Annotated in this window: 21 protein-coding genes; 17 read left to right on the top strand and 4 right to left on the bottom strand. The window is 68.1% G+C overall.

What is annotated here, in order from left to right; translation table 11 throughout:
- Positions 1-11 precede the first annotated feature (11 nt).
- Positions 12-761 carry a transcriptional repressor LexA gene (gene lexA, locus AC1DGI_RS14375; protein ID WP_441399978.1) on the bottom strand — a complete coding sequence of 250 codons (750 nt, stop codon included), beginning with the start codon at positions 759-761 and terminating at the stop codon, positions 12-14.
- Positions 762-1,413: 652 nt separating this feature from the next.
- Between lexA and AC1DGI_RS14370 the strand changes: the two genes are divergently transcribed.
- From AC1DGI_RS14370 to AC1DGI_RS14335, 8 genes are all read left to right on the top strand, one after another.
- Positions 1,414-1,734, top strand: a complete 321-nt coding sequence (locus AC1DGI_RS14370) for a LysM peptidoglycan-binding domain-containing protein (protein ID WP_441399985.1) — start codon at positions 1,414-1,416, stop codon at positions 1,732-1,734.
- Positions 1,735-1,852: 118 nt separating this feature from the next.
- Positions 1,853-2,971, top strand: a complete 1,119-nt coding sequence (locus tag AC1DGI_RS14365; protein ID WP_441399979.1) for a histidinol-phosphate transaminase — start codon at positions 1,853-1,855, stop codon at positions 2,969-2,971.
- A 70-nt stretch (positions 2,972-3,041) separates the two neighbouring features.
- On the top strand, positions 3,042-3,668 hold the full coding sequence (hisB, locus tag AC1DGI_RS14360) for an imidazoleglycerol-phosphate dehydratase HisB (protein ID WP_441399981.1): 627 nt from the start codon (positions 3,042-3,044) through the stop codon (positions 3,666-3,668).
- Positions 3,665-4,423, top strand: a complete 759-nt coding sequence (hisH, locus tag AC1DGI_RS14355; RefSeq protein WP_476899323.1) for an imidazole glycerol phosphate synthase subunit HisH — start codon at positions 3,665-3,667, stop codon at positions 4,421-4,423. The genes hisB and hisH overlap by 4 nt, the downstream gene beginning before the upstream one ends.
- Positions 4,424-4,582, top strand: a complete 159-nt coding sequence (locus AC1DGI_RS14350) for a hypothetical protein (protein WP_441403195.1) — start codon at positions 4,424-4,426, stop codon at positions 4,580-4,582.
- 43 nt (positions 4,583-4,625) lie between these two features.
- On the top strand, positions 4,626-5,372 hold the full coding sequence (gene priA, locus AC1DGI_RS14345; RefSeq protein ID WP_476899322.1) for a bifunctional 1-(5-phosphoribosyl)-5-((5-phosphoribosylamino)methylideneamino)imidazole-4-carboxamide isomerase/phosphoribosylanthranilate isomerase PriA: 747 nt from the start codon (positions 4,626-4,628) through the stop codon (positions 5,370-5,372).
- Between the two features lie 13 nt (positions 5,373-5,385).
- Complete coding sequence (locus AC1DGI_RS14340; protein WP_476899321.1) at positions 5,386-6,276, top strand: SseB family protein; 891 nt, start codon at positions 5,386-5,388, stop codon at positions 6,274-6,276.
- A gap of 63 nt (positions 6,277-6,339) precedes the next feature.
- Positions 6,340-7,662, top strand: coding sequence for an MFS transporter (locus AC1DGI_RS14335; protein WP_476899320.1), 1,323 nt, complete (start codon positions 6,340-6,342; stop codon positions 7,660-7,662).
- A gap of 96 nt (positions 7,663-7,758) precedes the next feature.
- Here AC1DGI_RS14335 and AC1DGI_RS14330 read toward each other — a convergent pair whose 3' ends face one another.
- Entirely contained in the window at positions 7,759-8,145 is a 387-nt protein-coding gene (locus tag AC1DGI_RS14330) for a DUF1844 domain-containing protein (protein WP_441403325.1), read from the bottom strand.
- A 295-nt stretch (positions 8,146-8,440) separates the two neighbouring features.
- On the opposite strand from AC1DGI_RS14330, the gene infC reads away from it, so the two are divergent.
- The 4 genes from infC to AC1DGI_RS14310 all read left to right on the top strand — a co-directional run bounded on the left by infC (position 8,441) and on the right by AC1DGI_RS14310 (position 11,520).
- Positions 8,441-9,667: a translation initiation factor IF-3 gene (gene infC, locus AC1DGI_RS14325; RefSeq protein ID WP_476899319.1), complete on the top strand. Its 1,227-nt coding sequence runs from the start codon at positions 8,441-8,443 to the stop codon at positions 9,665-9,667.
- Between the two features lie 115 nt (positions 9,668-9,782).
- Entirely contained in the window at positions 9,783-9,977 is a 195-nt protein-coding gene (rpmI, locus tag AC1DGI_RS14320; RefSeq protein WP_009358635.1) for a 50S ribosomal protein L35, read from the top strand.
- Between the two features lie 119 nt (positions 9,978-10,096).
- The gene (gene rplT / locus AC1DGI_RS14315) at positions 10,097-10,555 is read left to right on the top strand and encodes a 50S ribosomal protein L20 (protein ID WP_476899318.1); all 459 of its coding nucleotides are present in this window, start codon (positions 10,097-10,099) and stop codon (positions 10,553-10,555) included.
- 59 nt (positions 10,556-10,614) lie between these two features.
- On the top strand, positions 10,615-11,520 hold the full coding sequence (locus tag AC1DGI_RS14310) for a TrmH family RNA methyltransferase (protein WP_441403649.1): 906 nt from the start codon (positions 10,615-10,617) through the stop codon (positions 11,518-11,520).
- A gap of 106 nt (positions 11,521-11,626) precedes the next feature.
- Here the strand turns inward: AC1DGI_RS14310 and AC1DGI_RS14305 are convergent, their stop codons facing one another.
- On the bottom strand, positions 11,627-11,893 hold the full coding sequence (locus tag AC1DGI_RS14305) for a GlsB/YeaQ/YmgE family stress response membrane protein (RefSeq protein ID WP_441403473.1): 267 nt from the start codon (positions 11,891-11,893) through the stop codon (positions 11,627-11,629).
- A 228-nt stretch (positions 11,894-12,121) separates the two neighbouring features.
- Here AC1DGI_RS14305 and AC1DGI_RS14300 point away from each other — a divergent pair, with 228 nt between their 5' ends.
- A complete protein-coding gene (locus AC1DGI_RS14300) occupies positions 12,122-13,042 on the top strand; it encodes a cation diffusion facilitator family transporter (RefSeq protein ID WP_476899317.1) in 921 nt (306 codons plus the stop codon).
- A gap of 48 nt (positions 13,043-13,090) precedes the next feature.
- Here AC1DGI_RS14300 and AC1DGI_RS14295 read toward each other — a convergent pair whose 3' ends face one another.
- A complete protein-coding gene (locus AC1DGI_RS14295; RefSeq protein ID WP_476899316.1) occupies positions 13,091-14,299 on the bottom strand; it encodes an MFS transporter in 1,209 nt (402 codons plus the stop codon).
- A 107-nt stretch (positions 14,300-14,406) separates the two neighbouring features.
- On the opposite strand from AC1DGI_RS14295, the gene AC1DGI_RS14290 reads away from it, so the two are divergent.
- Genes AC1DGI_RS14290 through AC1DGI_RS14275 form a run of 4 tightly spaced genes read left to right on the top strand, consistent with a single transcriptional unit; the run spans position 14,407 to position 17,752 of the window.
- Complete coding sequence (locus tag AC1DGI_RS14290; RefSeq protein WP_441399955.1) at positions 14,407-14,850, top strand: (deoxy)nucleoside triphosphate pyrophosphohydrolase; 444 nt, start codon at positions 14,407-14,409, stop codon at positions 14,848-14,850.
- A gap of 42 nt (positions 14,851-14,892) precedes the next feature.
- Positions 14,893-16,050, top strand: coding sequence for an NAD(P) transhydrogenase subunit alpha (locus tag AC1DGI_RS14285; protein WP_476899315.1), 1,158 nt, complete (start codon positions 14,893-14,895; stop codon positions 16,048-16,050).
- Positions 16,050-16,382 carry an NAD(P) transhydrogenase subunit alpha part 2 gene (locus AC1DGI_RS14280; RefSeq protein ID WP_441399953.1) on the top strand — a complete coding sequence of 111 codons (333 nt, stop codon included), beginning with the start codon at positions 16,050-16,052 and terminating at the stop codon, positions 16,380-16,382. Before AC1DGI_RS14285 ends, AC1DGI_RS14280 begins: the two co-directional genes overlap by 1 nt.
- Positions 16,379-17,752 (top strand): NAD(P)(+) transhydrogenase (Re/Si-specific) subunit beta, encoded by a 1,374-nt coding sequence (locus AC1DGI_RS14275; protein ID WP_476899314.1) that lies wholly within the window; start codon positions 16,379-16,381, stop codon positions 17,750-17,752. Before AC1DGI_RS14280 ends, AC1DGI_RS14275 begins: the two co-directional genes overlap by 4 nt.
- Positions 17,753-17,758 lie beyond the last annotated feature (6 nt).

The raw sequence follows: 17,758 nt of genomic DNA, 5'->3' as shown, positions 1-17,758 counted from the left end.
GCGGGGGAGTGCTACAGGGAGCGCAAGACCGAGACGACCTTGCCCATGATGACGGCATGGTCGCCCAAGATCGGTTCATACTGGGTGTTCTGCGGAAGCAGCCAGGTGTGGCCGTCGCGCTGCCGGAACGTCTTGACTGTGGCTTCGTCATCGAGCAGCGCGGCAACGATGTCGCCATTGATGGCGTCGTTCTGGCGCCGGACCACCACCCAGTCACCGTCGCAAATGGCGGCGTCGATCATCGAATCGCCGGCCACCCGAAGCATGAACAATTCGCCGTGGCCCACCAGCTGGCGCGGCAGGGGCATCACGTCCTCCACCACCTGGTCGGCAAGGATCGGACCGCCGGCGGCGATCCGGCCCACGAACGGCACCATTGCGGTGTCCGTGGCGCTGGCAAGCTCCGAGACGGCGAGGCCACCCACAGCCCGCAGGCCGCCGGGCTTCCCCACTCCGGAAATCTTCGTGCTGCCCTCATCGAGCGTCAGCGGCATCAGCACTTCCATGGCACGGGGCCGCTTAGGGTCACGCCGCAGGTAACCGAGCTTCTCCAGCTGGGAAAGCTGGTGGGTGACGCTGGAGAGGCTGGCCAGCCCCACCGTGTCGCCGATCTCCCGCATCGAGGGCGGGTACCCGTTGTCCGTGACGGAACGCTGGATGGTCTCCAGGATCTTCTTTTGCCGGACGGTAAGGCTCTTGGGCGCCCGGGCGGTCTGGGGGCTGCGCTGGGCGGCCCTCCCACGGGCGGCTTGTGCTGCCATCTTGGCCACGCCTTTCCATTTCCGCCCGGCCGATGTGGTGGCCGGAATCAGTGGGTCTGCAAAAAGTCAGACCCCGCTGGTCAACTGCTGTTGATCAACTCGAGTGGTTGTCCTGTGCTTCAAAAATAGGCCAGCCGCCAAGGTTTTTCAAACATTTGTTCTAGTGAGTCTCGACAATGTTCGTTCATAAGTGCTAAAACAGAACCAGCAGGGTTCGAAGATATGTTCGAATCTGAGTGCGGGGAGTGAACCGCGAGGTTCGGCCCTATGTTCGAAGTTTGCGATGAATGAATATGTTTCGAAGGTTTGCGTTCGATGGTTCGGTCGGTTGGCGGCAGGTAAGTGGAGTACGCCGGGCGGCACAGATAAGTCCAGGAGGGCTCAGTTCATGTCAGCAGTAAGCGCAATTCCCGGTTCGCTGGTATCCGCTCCCGTCCGTGCCGCCCATCCCAAGGCGGTCAGGGTCCAGGCGGCCCCATCCGATCAAGCCCCATCCGACCAAGGCCCATTCGATCAGGCCCGGTCCACGAGGGCGCAGTTCGAGTCGTTCGGCCCGCATAACATTTTCGATCGCGATACCGACCGCCAGCGTGCCGTCCGCCACGACGCAGGCAGCCTGGCCCTCGTCGGCCGGAAGCCTGCGCCCACTGCCATGGCACAGGCTCCGCTGCGGCTCACCCGCCGGGGCCGGTTCGTCTTTTTCGGATTGCCGCTGATGCTGCTGGCGGTCCTCCTGCTTTCACTCGCCGGCTTCCTGAATGCTCCGGCCAAGGCCGCCGACTCGTCCGCAGGGCTCTCGCTCACGCCGACGGTCACGGTCACAGTCCAGCCGGGGGAGTCACTGTGGGCGATTGCAGGCGCCGTGGCCCCGGAGCGTGATCCCCGCGACGTCGTGGCGGACATCGTGCAGCTGAACAACCTCGGCGATCCCCGCGTCATCTCCGGACAGCAGCTCTTTGTGCCCACCAAGTAGGCGGCGCCCGGACCGGGATTCCGGGCGAGCCGCCCCGGCCGGCGTGAGTCGGCCGCGCACGTCGGGCGCTGCCGGTCACAGTTTCGGGTCCGGCGCCGTACACGCTTAAACTGGGACGGTGACTGACCAGCTAGAGCGACTCAACCGACTGCCCCTCCGGACGAATCTGCGCGGGTTGCGCCCTTATGGCGCACCCCAGCTGGATGTCCCTATCCTGCTGAACGTCAACGAGAACACCCATGGCGTTCCGGCGGACGTCCGCGCCGCCATCGTCGCGGCCGTCACCGAAGCCGCAACCGGGCTGAACCGGTACCCCGACCGCGAGTTCACCGAACTGCGCGAAGGCCTCGCCGAATATCTCGGCCACGGACTGGACGCCACCAACATCTGGGCAGCGAACGGCTCCAATGAAGTCCTCCAGCAAATCCTCCAGGCCTTCGGCGGCCCGGGCCGCACCGCTCTCGGATTCCCTCCCACGTACTCCATGTACCCACTGCTGGCTGCCGGCACGGACACCGAATACATCGTCGGCGTCCGGGCCGAGGACTACGGTCTGAGCGCCGAATCGGCGGCACGCCAGGTCCGTGAACTGAAGCCCAACGTCGTATTCCTCTGTTCCCCGAACAATCCCACCGGCACCGGCCTGGGGATTGACGTCGTGGAGGCCGTCTATGAGGCCGGAGAAGCCAGCCAGAGCATCGTGATCGTCGACGAGGCCTACCACGAATTCGCCCACGATGGGACCCCCAGCGCCCTCACGCTGCTGCCCGGCCGCGAGCGGCTGATCATCTCGCGCACCATGAGCAAGGCCTTCGCCCTGGCCGGCGCGCGGCTGGGCTACATGGCGGCAGCACCGGAGGTCACGGATGCCCTCCGGCTGGTCCGGCTCCCGTACCACCTGTCCGCCATCACCCAGGCCACGGCACTGGCCGCCCTGCGACACCGCGTTGCGCTGATGGCCGACGTCGAGGACATCAAGCGGCAGCGGGACCGGATTGTCGCGGAGCTGATCCGGCTGGGGCTCAAGCCGGCCGCCTCCGATTCCAACTACGTGTTCTTCGGCGGCCTCGAGAACCCGCATGAGGTCTGGCAGGCACTCCTGGACGCCGGCGTGCTCATCCGCGACGTCGGCATCCCCGGCCACCTGCGGGTCACGGCCGGGACTGAGACGGAAACCACAGCCTTTCTGCAGGCGCTCGAACGGATCCTGACCAGCCGGGATGTACAGTCCGCCTAGACTTAACGCAGGACCCACGCACTGCGCCCTGTTCGCCGGGCGCCAGCCTTCATCCAAAGGACACCCCCACATGAGCAACACCGGATCAGCCGCTGCCGAGGCCCGTACAGCCCGCCTGGAACGGACCACCAGCGAGTCCTCCGTGCTGGTCGAAATCAACCTGGACGGGACCGGCGTCTCGGACATCAGCACCTCCGTGCCGTTCTACGACCACATGCTGACGGCCCTGAGCAAGCACTCCTTGATCGACCTCACGGTCAAGGCCACCGGCGATACCCACATCGACGTCCACCACACCGTCGAAGACGTTGCCATCACCTTTGGCGAGGTCCTGCGCACGGCGCTGGGAAACAAGGCGGGCATCCGCCGCTTCGGCCAGGCCTCGATCCCGCTCGACGAGGCGCTGGCGCACGCCGTCGTCGACGTGTCCGGCCGCCCCTACCTGGTCCACGCCGGCGAGCCGGCGGGTCAGGAGTACCACCTCATCGGCGGCCACTTCACCGGGTCGCTGACCCGCCACGTCTTCGAGGCCATCACGCTGCACGCCGGCATCTGCCTGCACATGAACGTCACCGCCGGCCGCGACCCGCACCACATTGTCGAGGCCCAGTTCAAGGCCTTCGCCCGGGCGCTCCGGGCCGCCGTGGAGCCGGACCCCCGGGTCGAGGGCATTCCCTCCACCAAGGGTGCCCTGTGACCGGCAAGGTGCTCCAGGACGGCGCCGTCATCAACCCGCATGCCACCCGGAAGCCGGCATCGCCGGATGGCAAGCCCACCGTGACCGTGCTCGACTACGGTTCCGGTAACGTCCGCTCGGCCGTCCGCGCGCTCGAACGCGCCGGGGCCGAGGTCATCCTCAGCGCCAAGCCCGCGGACGTGCTCAATGCCGACGGGCTCGTCGTGCCCGGCGTCGGGGCCTTCGAAACCGTCATGAAGGAACTCAAGGCCGTCGACGCCTTGCGGATGATCGGCCGCCGCGTTGCCGGCCACCGGCCCGTGCTCGCGATCTGCGTCGGGCTGCAGGTCCTCTTCGAAACCGGAGTGGAACACGGCACCGTCGCCGAGGGCATGGGGGAGTGGCCCGGCACCGTCGAGCTCCTGCCGGCCGAGGTCGTGCCGCACATGGGCTGGAATACTGTCACTGTGCCCGAGGGGTCCCGGCTGTTCGCCGGCGTTGAAAACGAACGCTTCTACTTCGTCCACTCCTACGGCGTCCAGCACTGGGACTTCGACGTGGTCCAGCCGCGCATGGCTGCCCCGCTCGTCACCTGGTCCGAGCACGGCGCGCCGTTCATCGCCGCGGTGGAAAACGGCCCGCTGTGCGCCACGCAGTTCCACCCGGAGAAATCCGGCGACGCGGGCGCGCGCTTGCTCCGCAACTGGGTGGACAGCCTGCGGGCGGGCGCCAAGGACGGCGCCGCCGCGGGCGCCGCCCCGGAAGAGACCGCCTAGATGTGGTCCTTGGTTCTGATGGGCCTTGCCGGCCTGCTGGTTGGCGGCGCCCTGTCCTTCCGGCAGCAGAAGAGCCCGCTGTGGGTCCAGATCGCGTTCTATGTCCTGGCCGGGATGTCGTTGCTGGCCGCCTATCTCCTGACGCTGCCGGCCAATTGAGCCCGGTACACTCCTGACCGCCCAACACCATGAGGACCCCACGATGACCACCGAAACCCCGCTTCCGGTACTTGAGCTGCTCCCCGCCGTCGACGTCGTGAACGGGCAGGCCGTCCGCCTGGTCCAGGGCGAAGCCGGCAGCGAAACGAGCTATGGCACGCCGCTGGAAGCCGCACTCAACTGGCAGGACCAGGGTGCCGAATGGGTCCACCTGGTCGACCTGGACGCCGCCTTCGGCCGCGGCTCCAACGCCGACCTGCTCCGTGAGGTCGTGGGCCGGCTCGACATCAAGGTAGAGCTCTCCGGCGGGCTCCGGGACGACGAGTCCCTCGAAAAAGCCCTGGACCTCGGCGTGGCCCGCGTGAACCTGGGCACCGCGGCGCTTGAAAATCCCGAATGGACCGCCCGGGTGATCGAGCGCTTCGGCGACAAGATCGCCGTCGGCCTCGACGTCCGCGGCACCACCCTCGCCGGCCGCGGCTGGACCCAGGAGGGCGGCGACCTCTGGGACGTCCTCGGCCGACTGGAAGAGGCCGGCTGTGCCCGCTACGTCGTCACCGACGTCACCAAGGACGGTACCCTGCAGGGGCCCAACGTCGAACTGCTGCGCCAAATGGTGGAACGCACCGGCAAACCCGTTGTGGCGTCCGGCGGCATCTCCAGCCTCGAGGACCTCCTGGTCTTGCGCTCTCTGGTCCCGCTCGGCGTCGAGGGGGCCATCGTCGGCAAAGCCCTCTACAACGGCAACTTCACCCTCCCCGAAGCCCTCGACGCCGCCGGCCGCCGCTAGGCCCGCCGCCGCCATGGAGCACAGTACCCCGCCCGGTGGGCGCCCGCTGCCCGGCCACATCGCCGCCGCCCTCGCCGGCGCCGGAGGAGCGACGGACTCGGCCGGCCAGCCTTGGGCCGGCCGGAGCCTTAGCGGCGAAGACGCCAAGATCCACAACTTCGAGGACGACGACGGCGCCCCCGACGCCGGCTACCTCGCGGCGCTGGCGGCCCTGGAAACCGGCGGCGGTGACGAGGCTGCGGTGGTTGCTTCGTTGGCCACCGCTCGCGTCTTCGTGCCGATCCTTGCCCGGCTCGCCGAAGAAGGCGATGCCGTCGCAGGCACCCACGGCGAGGAGTTGCACGGCGACAAACAGGCCGACATGGCCCTTGTAACACTCCGGTCCGCCGACGGCCGGACGGTGCTGCCGGTATTCACCTCGGCCGCGGCCCTCGCCGCCTGGCACTCGGAGGCCCGGCCCGTCGCGGTGTACGCTGCGCGCGCTGCCCTTTCCGCCGTCGCCGAAGGCGCCGAACTGCTCGTCCTGGATCCTGGTTCCGCAGCCACTTTCGTGGTGCGCCGGCCCGCCGTCTGGGCCTTGGCGCGGCAGCAGGAGTGGACACCTAGCTACAGCGACCCGGCGGTGGAAGAAGCCGCACGGGCCGCGACGGCCGGCTTTCCGGTGCTCCGGCACGTGGAAATCCGCCCTGGCGGCGGAGTGGCGTCGGCGCAGGCCGGCGGCAGGCATCTGCCCGGCGGCGGTGCGGGCCCGGAACTGCGGCTGGTGCTGTACCTTGAGGACGGGCTCGATGCCGCCGCGGTGCAATCCCTGGTGGCGGCACTCAACAACGACTGGGCCCGGAATGAGATCTTCGCCGAACGGGTTGACTCGATCGAAATCAAGTTGCAGCGCGCAGCACCATAGCCTCCGGCCGGCACGGAGACCGGCCGGTGCTGTCGCGGGCAGTACAAGAAGGAATGCAGTCCCGTGAATTTCGCGCTATACCGTGACCTGCTGGCAGTCAGGCCCATCAGGAACCTCCTGCTCGTCGGCATGGTCGCCCGGATCCCGCACTCAGTCGCGGGCGTGCTGCTGACCCTGCACATCGTCCTCACCCTGGGTCAGGGCTACGCCGCGGCCGGTGCGGCCGCCGCCGTCATGACGATCGGCATCGCCGTGGGCGCCCCCTGGCGCGGTCGCCGCGTAGACACCGTGGGGCTCCGCCGGGCCCTCATCCCGTCGGTTGTGTCCGAGACCGTCATCTGGTCGATAGTGCCGCACGTCAGCTACGAACTGTTATTGCCGCTGGTCTTCGTCGGCGGCCTGCTCACGCTGCCGATCTTCAGCGTCGTGCGCCAGTCCTTGGGCATCCTGGCCCGCGGTGAACAGCGCCGGACGGCCTTCGCCCTGGACTCAATCAGCACCGAACTGGTGTTCATGATCGGCCCTGCAGTGGGCGCCATCGTCGCCACCGCGGGCTTCTCCGTGCTGGGACTGACAGTGGTGGGCGTCGCCACCTCCCTGGCGGGCCTGTTCTTGATCTGGATCAACCCGCCCACCCGCAGCGCCCAACCCGACGCCGAGTCGGAGGCCGAGTTCGAAGCGGCCCAGCAGGAAGGCGCGGAGGCCGCCATTGTTGCCGCGGCGCCCGCCAACCTGCAAGAGGCAGCGGCAGAACTGGCCCCGCTGGCGGCCGCAGAACAGCGGCGGCAGGCCCGCCTCGGCCTGCGGCACAAGGTAGCCCGCAACTTCAGCTGGTTCACGGCCGCCGTGGCGGCGGTCTTCGCCGTGGCGGCCGGTGCCGGCATGGTGCTCAGCGGCAGCGACGTCGGGATCGTCGCCGCCCTCCAGACCGGCGGCCACCAGTCCGAAATCGGCATCGTTTTCCTCTTCTGGTGCGGGACGTCGGTGCTGGGCGGCCTGGTCTACGGGGCCATGCACCGGCCCGTCTCACCGATCCTGCTGCTGCTCGGCATGTCCGCGCTGACCATCCCGATGGCGTTCGCGCGGGACACCTGGACGCTCGCACTGCTGTCCCTGCTGCCGGGCCTGCTGTGCGCCCCGGTACTCTCGGCCGCGTCGGAAAAGGTGGCGGCACTGGTCGAAGAGGGCCGCCGCGGCGAGGCGATGGGCTGGTACGGCTCGGCCCTCACCGGCGGGGTCGCATTCGGCGCCCCGCTGGCCGGGCTCTTCATCGACGGCGTCGGCCCGGGGGCAGGTTTCGTCTCGGTGGGGGCGGCCGGCGTCGTACTCTGCCTCGCGTGTCTCGTGCTGCAGCGCCGCCGCCGGAGCCGACTCGCCGCAGCCTGAGCAGCACGGCGCGGGGCGCGCTGCGGGGCGGCAGGCCAGTTAACGACGGCGGCGGGCGGACCGATCCGGTCCGCCCGCCGCCGTTGTCTGCCGCTATTAGTTGACGGCGCCCGTGTACTTCTCGCCTGGACCCTTGCCGGGCGCGTCCGGGATGGCGGATTCTTCGCGGAAGGCCAGCTGCAAGGAGCGCAGGCCGTCACGCAACGGCCCCGCGTGCTGGGAGCCGATCTCGGGGGCGGCCGCCGTGACCAGCCCGGCCAGCGCGGTGATCAGTTTGCGGGCCTCGTCCAGGTCCTTGAGTTCCTCGGCGTTGTCCTCGGCGGCGAGGCCGAGCTTCACCGCGGCGGCGCTCATGAGGTGGACGGCAGCGGTGGTGATGACCTCGATCGCGGGGACCTCGGAGATGTCCCGGATCTGCTGGGAAACGTCGCCCTGGGCGTCGGCAGGCTGGTAAACGTGTGAATTACTATCTGTTGTGCTCATGCTGGTAAGCTTGTCACAGACCGACTGGATGTCGTTATTCTGCTGGAAGCAAAAGCTCAGCGTTGAAGCCAAACGTTGAACCGCTCACGCACCTGTGCGTTGAACGGGCTTTTTTCTGTAGAATAGTTTTCCAGTTCGCAAGCGGAGTTCTCTCCCACCCGCGTCAGCCGCGAGTATTCCTCAGGAATCAAGGTTGCCGGGTACTGGTCGGGCATTCGCCCCGGGCATCATGCCTGGCGGTGGACGCATGCCGCCTCGTCAAGAGGCCGGCAGTTCCGATCTTCGAGGCCTCCGATTGCACCGGCAATTGGGGGCCTTCTTCATTTGCCGGCTGAGCACCCCTCACGAACACAGGAGCTTTAACATTAGCGAGCCAAGAATCAATGAGCGTATCCGCGTCCCCGAGGTGCGGCTGGTCGGCCCTGCAGGTGAACAAGTGGGAGTTGTCCGTATCGAGGATGCCCTGCGTTTGGCTGCCGAATCCGACCTTGATCTCGTTGAAGTTGCACCGCAGGCAAAGCCTCCGGTGTGCAAGCTGATGGACTTCGGCAAGTACAAGTACGAAGCCGCCGTCAAGGCACGCGAGGCCCGGAAGAACCAGACCAACACGGTCCTGAAGGAAATCCGGTTCCGCCTGAAGATCGACACCCACGACTACGAGACCAAGCGCGGCCACGCACTCCGCTTCCTCGGCGCCGGGGACAAGGTCAAGGCCATGATCCAGTTCCGCGGCCGTGAGCAGCAGCGCCCCGAGATGGGCATCCGCCTGCTCCAGCGCTTTGCCGACGACGTCGCCGAAGTGGGCGTCGTGGAGTCCAGCCCGCGCATCGATGGCCGCAACATGGTCATGGTCGTGGGTCCGCTGAAGAACAAGGCCGAAGCCAAGGCAGAGGCCCGCCGCGCCACGCAGCGGGCAGAAGCCAAGGCCGAGAACGAAGCCAAGGTAACGGGCCGCATCGACACGGCAGGCGGCGACGCGCCCCTGACGCAGTCGCTCGCCGACCTTCTTCCGGAAGGCTTCCAGGTCCGGACCGAGGCCGAAACGCCGGCGGCAACTGAGACGGAAGCGCCGGAAACTGCTGCTCCCGCCGCAGAGACGCCCGAGGCCGAGGACGCGGTAGCCGAAAAGGCTCCGGCCGAAGCCGCCCCGGAACAGCCGAAGCAGGAAGCCCCCAAGGCTCCCAAGGCGGCTGCTCCGAAGCAGGAGGCTCCGAAGGCCGCGGCTCCCAAGGCTGCTGCTCCGAAGCAGGAAGCCCCGAAGGCCGCGGCTCCCAAGGCTGCTGCTCCGAAGCAGGAAGCCCCGAAGGCAGCCGCTCCCAAGGCTGCTGCTCCGAAGCAGGAAGCCCCGAAGGCAGCCGCTCCGAAGGCGCCTGCGGCGGAGGCAACGCCGGCGGCAGAGAAGCCGGCTCCAAAGCCGGTTGCGGCACCGAAGCCGGTTGCCCGGCCTGCGGCTCCGAAGCCTGCGGCACGGCCGGCGGCCCCCAAGGCCGCCCCGAAACCGGCCAGCAAGAAGACCAACTAGTTCACGGCTGCCGGACAGAAATGTCCGGCAGTAAGCAACCAGCACGCCGCCCGCAGGGGTGGCTGCGCGAAAGACTGCAGACCTGGTCTGCGGATACGTAAGGAGATCGGTTCCCATGCCGAAGATGAAGACCCACAGCGGTGCTAAGAAGCGCTTTAAGCTGACCGGTAGCGGCAAGCTGCGCCGCCAGCAGGCCAACCGCCGCCACTACCTCGAGCACAAGTCCTCCAGGCTGACCCGTCGCCTCGCCGGCGACAAGATCGTCTTCAAGGGCGACGCCAAGGTCATCCGGAAGATGCTCGGCATCTAAGTTCCAAGTTCGGGATTGCTTGCCATCCGGCAGCGGTCCACTACCAAAACGGCTTCTCAGGCCAGCCGGTTATCCGGCAGTAGACGCTTGGGATCAGATATTTTCGAAGGAGTACGCACGTGGCACGTGTGAAGAGGGCGGTCAACGCCCACAAGAAGCGCAGGGTTATCCTCGAACGCGCAAAGGGCTACCGGGGACAGCGTTCACGCCTGTACCGCAAGGCGAAAGAGCAGCTGCTGCACTCGTTTGTGTACAGCTACGGCGACCGCAAGAAGAAGAAGGGCGACTTCCGCCGCCTGTGGATCCAGCGCATCAACGCTGCATCCCGCGCCAACGGCCTGACCTACAACCGCCTGATCCAGGGCCTCAAGGCCGCTGAGGTCGAGGTTGATCGCCGTATGCTGGCCGAGCTGGCCGTCTCCGACGCCAACGCCTTCGCCGCGCTGGTCAAGGTCGCCAAGGACTCGCTGCCGGCCGACACGTCCGCTCCGGCCGTCCAGGCCGAGGCTGCCGCGGCCCCGAAGGCTGCGAAGAAGCCCGCCGCGAAGAAGCCGGCTGCCGCAAAGGCCGCCGAGTAGCAACGGACTCAAAGCTAGGCCGTTCTAGAACCGCTCGCGAGAGCAACTAAGGTTCTACTATGAACGAATCCGGGCGCCCGCAAGACTTTCCACTCTCCAACCCCCGAGCCGATCGGGTGAGGAAGGTGGCACAGCTTGCCGGGCGCCCGGCCCGTTTAAAGCGCCGCGAATTCCTGGCGGAGGGCCCGCAGGCTGTACGTGAGGCCCTGAAGCTGCATCAGAAGCGGCTCGCCGCGGGGGAACCCGGGATCGTCTACGAGGTGTACGCCAGCGAGTCCTGCCTGGACCGGCACCCGGAACTGGAGACCCTCGCAGAAGGCACCACGGCCTACCTCGCCACCGACGAGGTACTCGCCGCGATGGCGGACACGGTCACCCCGCAAGGCATACTCGCGGTCTGCGGTTTCCTGGACGTCGGCCTCGATCAGGTGCTGGACGCGGCTCCGCAGCTGGTCGCGGTCCTGTGCCAGGTCCGGGATCCCGGAAACGCGGGAACGGTGCTGCGTGCCGCCGACGCCGCCGGCGCCGGCGCCGTGGTCCTCACCGGGTCCAGCGTGGACATCTACAACCCGAAGGCGGTGCGTTCCACCGCCGGCTCGCTCTTCCACCTCCCCGTTGTCCTGGGCGCAGACCCCGCGGAAGTCGCGGCACGGTGTAAGGAGCGGGGGATCGGCGTCCTGGCGGCGGACGGTTACGGCCAGTTGAACCTGGACCGGTTGCAGGACGAGAACACAGCGCGGCGCCTGGGCCTATCCGACGCCGGCTCCGTTTACGCACTGGAGCAGCCGACGGCGTGGCTGTTCGGCAACGAGGCGCAGGGCCTGTCGGAGGAGGAACTTGCCCTGGCAGACCACCGGGTGGCTGTTCCGGCTTACGGGGATGCGGAAAGCCTCAACCTCGGTACTGCGGCGACGGTCTGCCTCTACGCCAGCGCCCGGTCCCAGCAACGCCCGGCTCAGGCTTAGGGCCAAGAATTAAGCAGGAACGGCAGCGGGGCCGCACCAATCGGTGCGGCCCCGCCGTCGTTCCTTCACCGTTGCGGCACTGCTGCCGGGGCGGTGACTTGGGAGATTATGTGGTCTTGTTACGTCCGGTCACGGCGCCGTAGATGCCGGCGACTACCAAGCCGCCAACAATGGCCAGGATCCAGGAACCGAGATTCCAGAATTCCATCTTGCCGCCGCCGAAGAGCAGGTCGCCGATCCAGCCGCCGACAATGGCTCCGACGACGCCGAGGATGAGGCTGGTGACCCAGCCGCCGCCGACCCTGCCGGGCATGACTGCCTTAACAATTGCACCTACTATGAGTCCGAGAATGATCCAGCCTAGAAAGCCCATGTCTCCTCCTACATATTCTTCGGCATTCACCTTAGGAATCCCGAGTATGGCTTCAAGCTAACACACGGCGTTGGCCCATGTCAGCAACATCACACTCAATCGTTACCTGCCGCGGGGGCCCCGCCGCGGTGCGGTGCCGGGCCGCGAAAGGGTACGGTATTCCTTGCGGTCCCGGGCATCCCACGGTGACCGCGGCCATCCCGAAAAATCTCCAGAGGAGAAGCTCTCTTGTCTGCAAACGGCGGTACCAAGGCGATTGTCGCGGCGCTAACCGCCAACCTGACAATCGCCGTCCTGAAGTTCGTCGCGTTCGTCCTGACGCTGTCCTCGTCCATGCTCGCCGAGGCCATCCACTCGGTCGCCGACTCGGGGAACCAGCTGCTGCTGCTGGTCGGCGGCAAGCGCGCCACAAAGGAAGCGAGCGCGGAGCACCCCTTCGGCTACGGCCGGGAGCGGTACATTTACGCATTCATCGTCTCGATCGTGCTCTTCAGCGTCGGCGGCCTGTTCGCGCTGTACGAGGCTTGGGGCAAGCTCCAGGACCCGCACGGCATCGAAGGGGCCTTCTGGTGGGTTCCGCTGGCGGTGCTCCTTGGCGCGATCGTCGCCGAATCCTTCTCGTTCCGGACCGCCATCAAGGAGTCCAACCCGCTGCGCGGCAAGCAAAGCTGGATCCAGTTCATCCGCAACGCCAAGCAGCCCGAACTGCCCGTCATCCTGCTGGAGGACTTCGGCGCCCTCCTGGGCCTGGTCTTCGCGCTCTTCGGGGTGAGCCTGACACTGGTCACCGGCAACGGCATCTGGGATGCCCTGGGCACCGGCATGATCGGCCTGCTGCTCGTGGCGATCGCCGCGGTGCTGGCAGTGGAAACCAAGTCCTTACTCCTCGGGGAGTCCGCCACCAAGGCGGACGTCGCCCGGATCCGCGGTGCCATCGAATCCGACGGCACCCGCATCATCCACCTCAAGACCATGCACCTGGGCCCGGAGGAACTACTGGTGGCGGCCAAGATCAGCATCGGCGCCGCCGACTCGGGCCGGCAGATCGCGGCAGCCATCGACGCCGCCGAGGTCCGCATCCGCGAGGCCGTGCCGACGGCACGAGTGATCTACCTGGAACCCGACCTGGAACGCGTCAGCGCAGGCTAAGAAACCAGGACCTACAGGGGCCGCCGGGCCGGGGGCGCGCCGTGCGGGCTACCCGACCAGCGGCCTCCGGCGTTCCACCGCACCGCTGAGGAACGCGACGCCGAGGCCCAGGATGGCGAGCACCGCCCCCACCAGGGCCGGGGCCACGTAGCCCCAGCCCCAGGCGATGACAAGGCCGCCGAGGAATGCGCCCAGGGCGTTTGCGACGTTGAGGGCCGCATGGTTCAGCGACGAGGCCAGCGACGGCGCACCGGGGGAGGCATCCAGGAGCCGGGTCTGCAGCGCCGGAACCAGCATGGAGCCGGCGGCGCCCACGACGAAGACCATCACGTAGGCGGACCAGGGCCAGTGCACGGCCACCGCGTAGACCACCAGCGCCACGGCTACCCCGGGCAGGACCCAGTAAATGGTGCCCATGACGGACTTGTCCGCGATCCGGCCGCCGACGATGTTGCCTACCACCATGCCGACGCCGTAAAGCGCGACGACAAGCGGCAGCCATTCGGCGGGAATGCCGGCCACCGAGGTCATGGTGTGGGCGATGTAGGTGTAGGTGGCGAAGAATCCGCCGAAGCCGACCACGCCGATCAGGACGGCGAGCCAGACCTGCAGCCGCTTGAGCGCCGCGAGTTCTCGGCGGATGCTGGCGTCTGCGTGCGGCTTCTGGAACGGCACGAACTTCCAGAGCATGGCCATGGTCGCGATGCCGATCAGGGCAACCAGCAGGAACAGCAGCCGCCAGCCGAAGCTCTGGCCCAGCCAGGTCCCGAACGGCACGCCGACGACGTTGGCGACGGTCAGGCCAGCCATCACCATCGAGATGGCCCAGCCGCGCTTGGTGGGGGCCACCAGGGAGGAAGCAATGACCGCGGCGACACCGAAGAAAGCGCCGTGGGGCAGGCCGGCGGCGAAGCGGGACACCAGCATGGTGCCGTAGTCCGGGGCGAGGAAGGAGCTGAAGTTGGCGAGGCTGAAGAACAGCATGAGGCCCAGTGCGAGGTACTTGCGCGGCAGCTTGGCGCCGACGGCGGCCAGCACCGGGGCGCCGACCACGACGCCCAGGGCGTACGCGGAAATCAGGTGCCCGGCCTCCGGCGTGCCGATGYCGAGGCCGTGCTCCACCTCCGGGAGCAACCCCATCATGGTGAATTCCGTGGTGCCGATGCCGAATCCGCCCATGGCGAGCGAGATGATGGCGAGGGCGAGGTGGCGGGTGCCGGTCTGGGGCGTCGCGGGGGCGTCTTTGGTGGTGGTCATCCGTCTGCTTTTCGGAAGGATCCCGGCTGGAGCCAGGAGAAGGTCGCTTCCATTGTCCCCCAAGGTCCCCCTCCGGTACCGGCCGGAGCGCCCCTAGACTGGTGGACGTGACTGAACTTATCAACGTTGTTGGCGGCGCCGTCGTGGATTCGCTGGCCGCCCCCCGGGCGCTCCTCGCGGCGAGGAGGACGGCGCCGCCCCAGTTTGCGGGCATGTGGGAGTTTCCCGGCGGCAAAGTGGATCCCGGCGAAACCCCGGAACAGGCCCTGCACCGTGAGTTGCGGGAAGAACTCGGCGTCGAGGTCGTACTGGGGTACGAGCTGACGGCCACCGACCCGGCGGGATGGCCGCTGAACGGGCGGGCTGTGATGCGGGTGTGGTTCGCCGAGCTGACGGCCGGCACCCCGAGGCCGCTGGAGGACCACGACGAGCTGCGTTGGGTGGCGCTCACGGATCCGGCGGAGGTCCTCGGCCTGCCTTGGATCCCTGCCGACCTGCCGATCGTGGAGGCACTGTTGGCGGCCGTCTCGGCGCAATCCTCGCCAAACTAAGCGGTCTGTGGCTACGCTGGGGCCAATCGGGAGGAGCTGGGCGTGCGGGTCGGTGTCAGACGGGAACAGCGTGCGGGGGAACGCCGGGTTGCGGCGACACCGGAAACGGTGCGGCAGCTGACCGGCCTTGGGCTGGCGTTAATCGTGGAATGCGGTGCCGGCGTCGAATCCGGATACGCCGACGCGCACTACGAAGCCGCCGGTGCCAGCCTCGTCCCGGAGCTTCCGCTGGGGGCCCTCGATGTCCTGCTGCACGTGCGCCCGCTCGCGCCGGAAACCGCCGACGCGCTGAGACCCCGGACAATCACCATCGGTTTTGCCTCCCCGGCGTCGGAACTGCAGACAGTGGGCTCCCTCGCCGCCGCCGGCGTGACCTCTTTTGCCCTCGAGCTGGTTCCGCGGATCTCCCGCGCCCAGTCAATGGACGCGCTCAGCTCGCAGTCCCTTGTGGCCGGCTACCGGGCCGTGCTGGAGGCGGCCATGCGCTACCCGCGGTTCTTTCCGCTCTACATGACCGCCGCCGGGACCATCCCGCCGGCCCGGGTGCTGGTCCTGGGCGCCGGCGTCGCGGGGCTGCAGGCGATCGGCACCGCCAAGCGGCTCGGCGCGCGGGTGTCGGCCAACGACATCCGTGCGGCCTCGGCCGACGAGGTTGCCTCGATGGGCGGGACCTTCATCAATCTGGAGCTGGACAGTCACGCCGCGGACGCCTCCGCTGAGGGCGCCGGCGGCTATGCCCGTGAGCTCGGCGAGGACCGCGCGGTCCGGCAGCGCGCCCTGCTGGCCCCGCACGTTGCCGCCGCGGACGTGCTCATCACGACGGCGGCGATTCCAGGCCGGGCGGCCCCGCTGCTCGTCACCACGGCGATGGTGGCCGGCATGCGGCCAGGCTCCGTCGTGGTGGATCTCGCCGCTGAGTCCGGCGGCAACGTCGAGGGCGTCGTCGCCGGCCGGGACGTCCTGGTCCCGGTGCCGGGCGGCGCCGTGACGCTCGTGGGGTTGCAGGACGCGGCGTCGTCGGTGGCCTCGGACGCCTCCCGTTTGTACGCCAAGAACGTCGCGAACCTGCTCGCCCTGATGACGGCCGACGGCACGGTGACGCCGGATTTCGACGACGACGTCGTCGCCGGTGCCTGCCTGACCCACGACGGCGCCGTCCGGCACGCCGGCACGGCGGCAGCTATGGAGGCCCACAAGTAATGGATACGGTCACGCTCCTCACGGTGGTGGTGCTCGCCGTCTTCGTCGGCTTCGAAGTCGTCTCCAAGGTGACCAGCAAACTGCACACCCCGTTGATGTCGGGCGCCAACGCGATCCATGGCATCATCCTCGTCGGCGCGATCATCGTGGCGGGCCAGGCCGCCGATCCGTGGCTGCTTGCCGTTGCACTGCTCGCGGTAGTCCTCGCTACCGTCAACCTGGTCGGCGGCTTCGTGGTCACCGACCGGATGCTGGAAATGTTCGGCCCGCGAAGAGCGGCCCCTCCGGGGGCCCCTGCCGGGACCGGCCGGGAAGGGGAGCGGCATCCATGAGCATCCTCGAGCCGGGCTGGACGGCGCTGCTCTACTTGCTGGCCGCGGTCTGTTTTATTCTCGCGTTGAAGGGTCTCAGTTCGCCGCGGACCGCGCGGCGCGGCAACGCGATCGGCGCTGCCGGCGCGGTGGTGGCCGTGCTGACGGTGTTCCTGTCCGCCCGGTTGGAGAACGTTCCGCTGATCCTTGCAGCCATCGCCGTCGGCACCGCCCTGGCCGTTCCGGTGGCCCGGCGCGTGCAGATGACCCAGATGCCCCAGCTGGTCGCCTTGTTCAACGGGGTCGGCGGCGGCGCCGCCGCGCTGGTCGCGGTCCTGGAGCTCGGGCATAGCGGGGATTCCTGGGTGCGGCTGGCGATTGCGTTTACGATGCTGGTCGGTGCCGTCTCCTTCGCCGGCTCGGCCGTCACGGTAGGGAAGCTGCAGGAGCTGATCAGCAGCCGCCCGCTGTTGTTTCCAGGCATGCCCGCGGTGATGCTGCTGGTCCTGGCGGGCGCGCTGGCCACGGGCGGCGTCGTCGTGCTGACCGGTTCGTCCGGCTGGGCCGTCGGACTGCTGGTTCTTGGCCTGGCCGCCGGGCTGCTGCTCGTACTCCCGGTCGGCGGCGCGGACGTGCCGATTGTGATCTCGCTGCTGAACGCCTTCACCGGCCTCGCAGTCGCGTCGTCCGGCATCGTGCTGGGCAACGTGCTGCTGCTGGTGGCCGGTACGCTGGTCGGCGCAAGCGGCACCATCCTGACCAAGGTGATGGCCTCCGCCATGGGGCGGGGCGTGGCCGGCATCATGTTCGGCGCCTTCCGGGGCGGGTCCACAGCAGGCTCCACCACGCTCAGCGACCGGCCCGTGCGCTCCGCCTCGGCGGAGGATGTGGCCGTCCAGCTCGGCTACGCCCAGCGTGTGGTGATCGTGCCGGGCTACGGCCTCGCCGTTGCGCAGGGCCAGCACACCGTGGCCGAGCTCGCCGCCGCCCTCACCGCCAGGGGAGTCGACGTCGTGTTCGCCATCCACCCGGTCGCCGGCCGGATGCCGGGGCACATGAATGTGCTGCTGGCGGAAGCGAACGTGCCCTACGAAACGCTGCGGGAACTCGACGAGGTCAACCCGGAGTTCGCCAACACGGACGTTGCCCTCGTGGTGGGGGCGAACGACGTCGTCAATCCGGCCGCGAAAACGTCACCGGGGTCACCGATCTACGGGATGCCGATCCTGGAAGTAGTCCAGGCCCGGCAGGTGGTCTTCCTGAAGCGCTCGATGCGCCCCGGATTTGCCGGCATCGAAAACGAACTCCTGCACGACGCGCGGACCACCCTTTTGTTCGGAGACGCCAAAGATTCGCTCTCTAAGGTACTCGGCGCCGTCAAGATCCTCTAGGGCACG

The sequence above is a fragment of the Arthrobacter sp. 05N428_2 genome (genome assembly GCF_056397065.1).
Note: the sequence above shows the minus strand (reverse complement) of the source record. Positions and strands in the feature narration are given on the sequence as shown.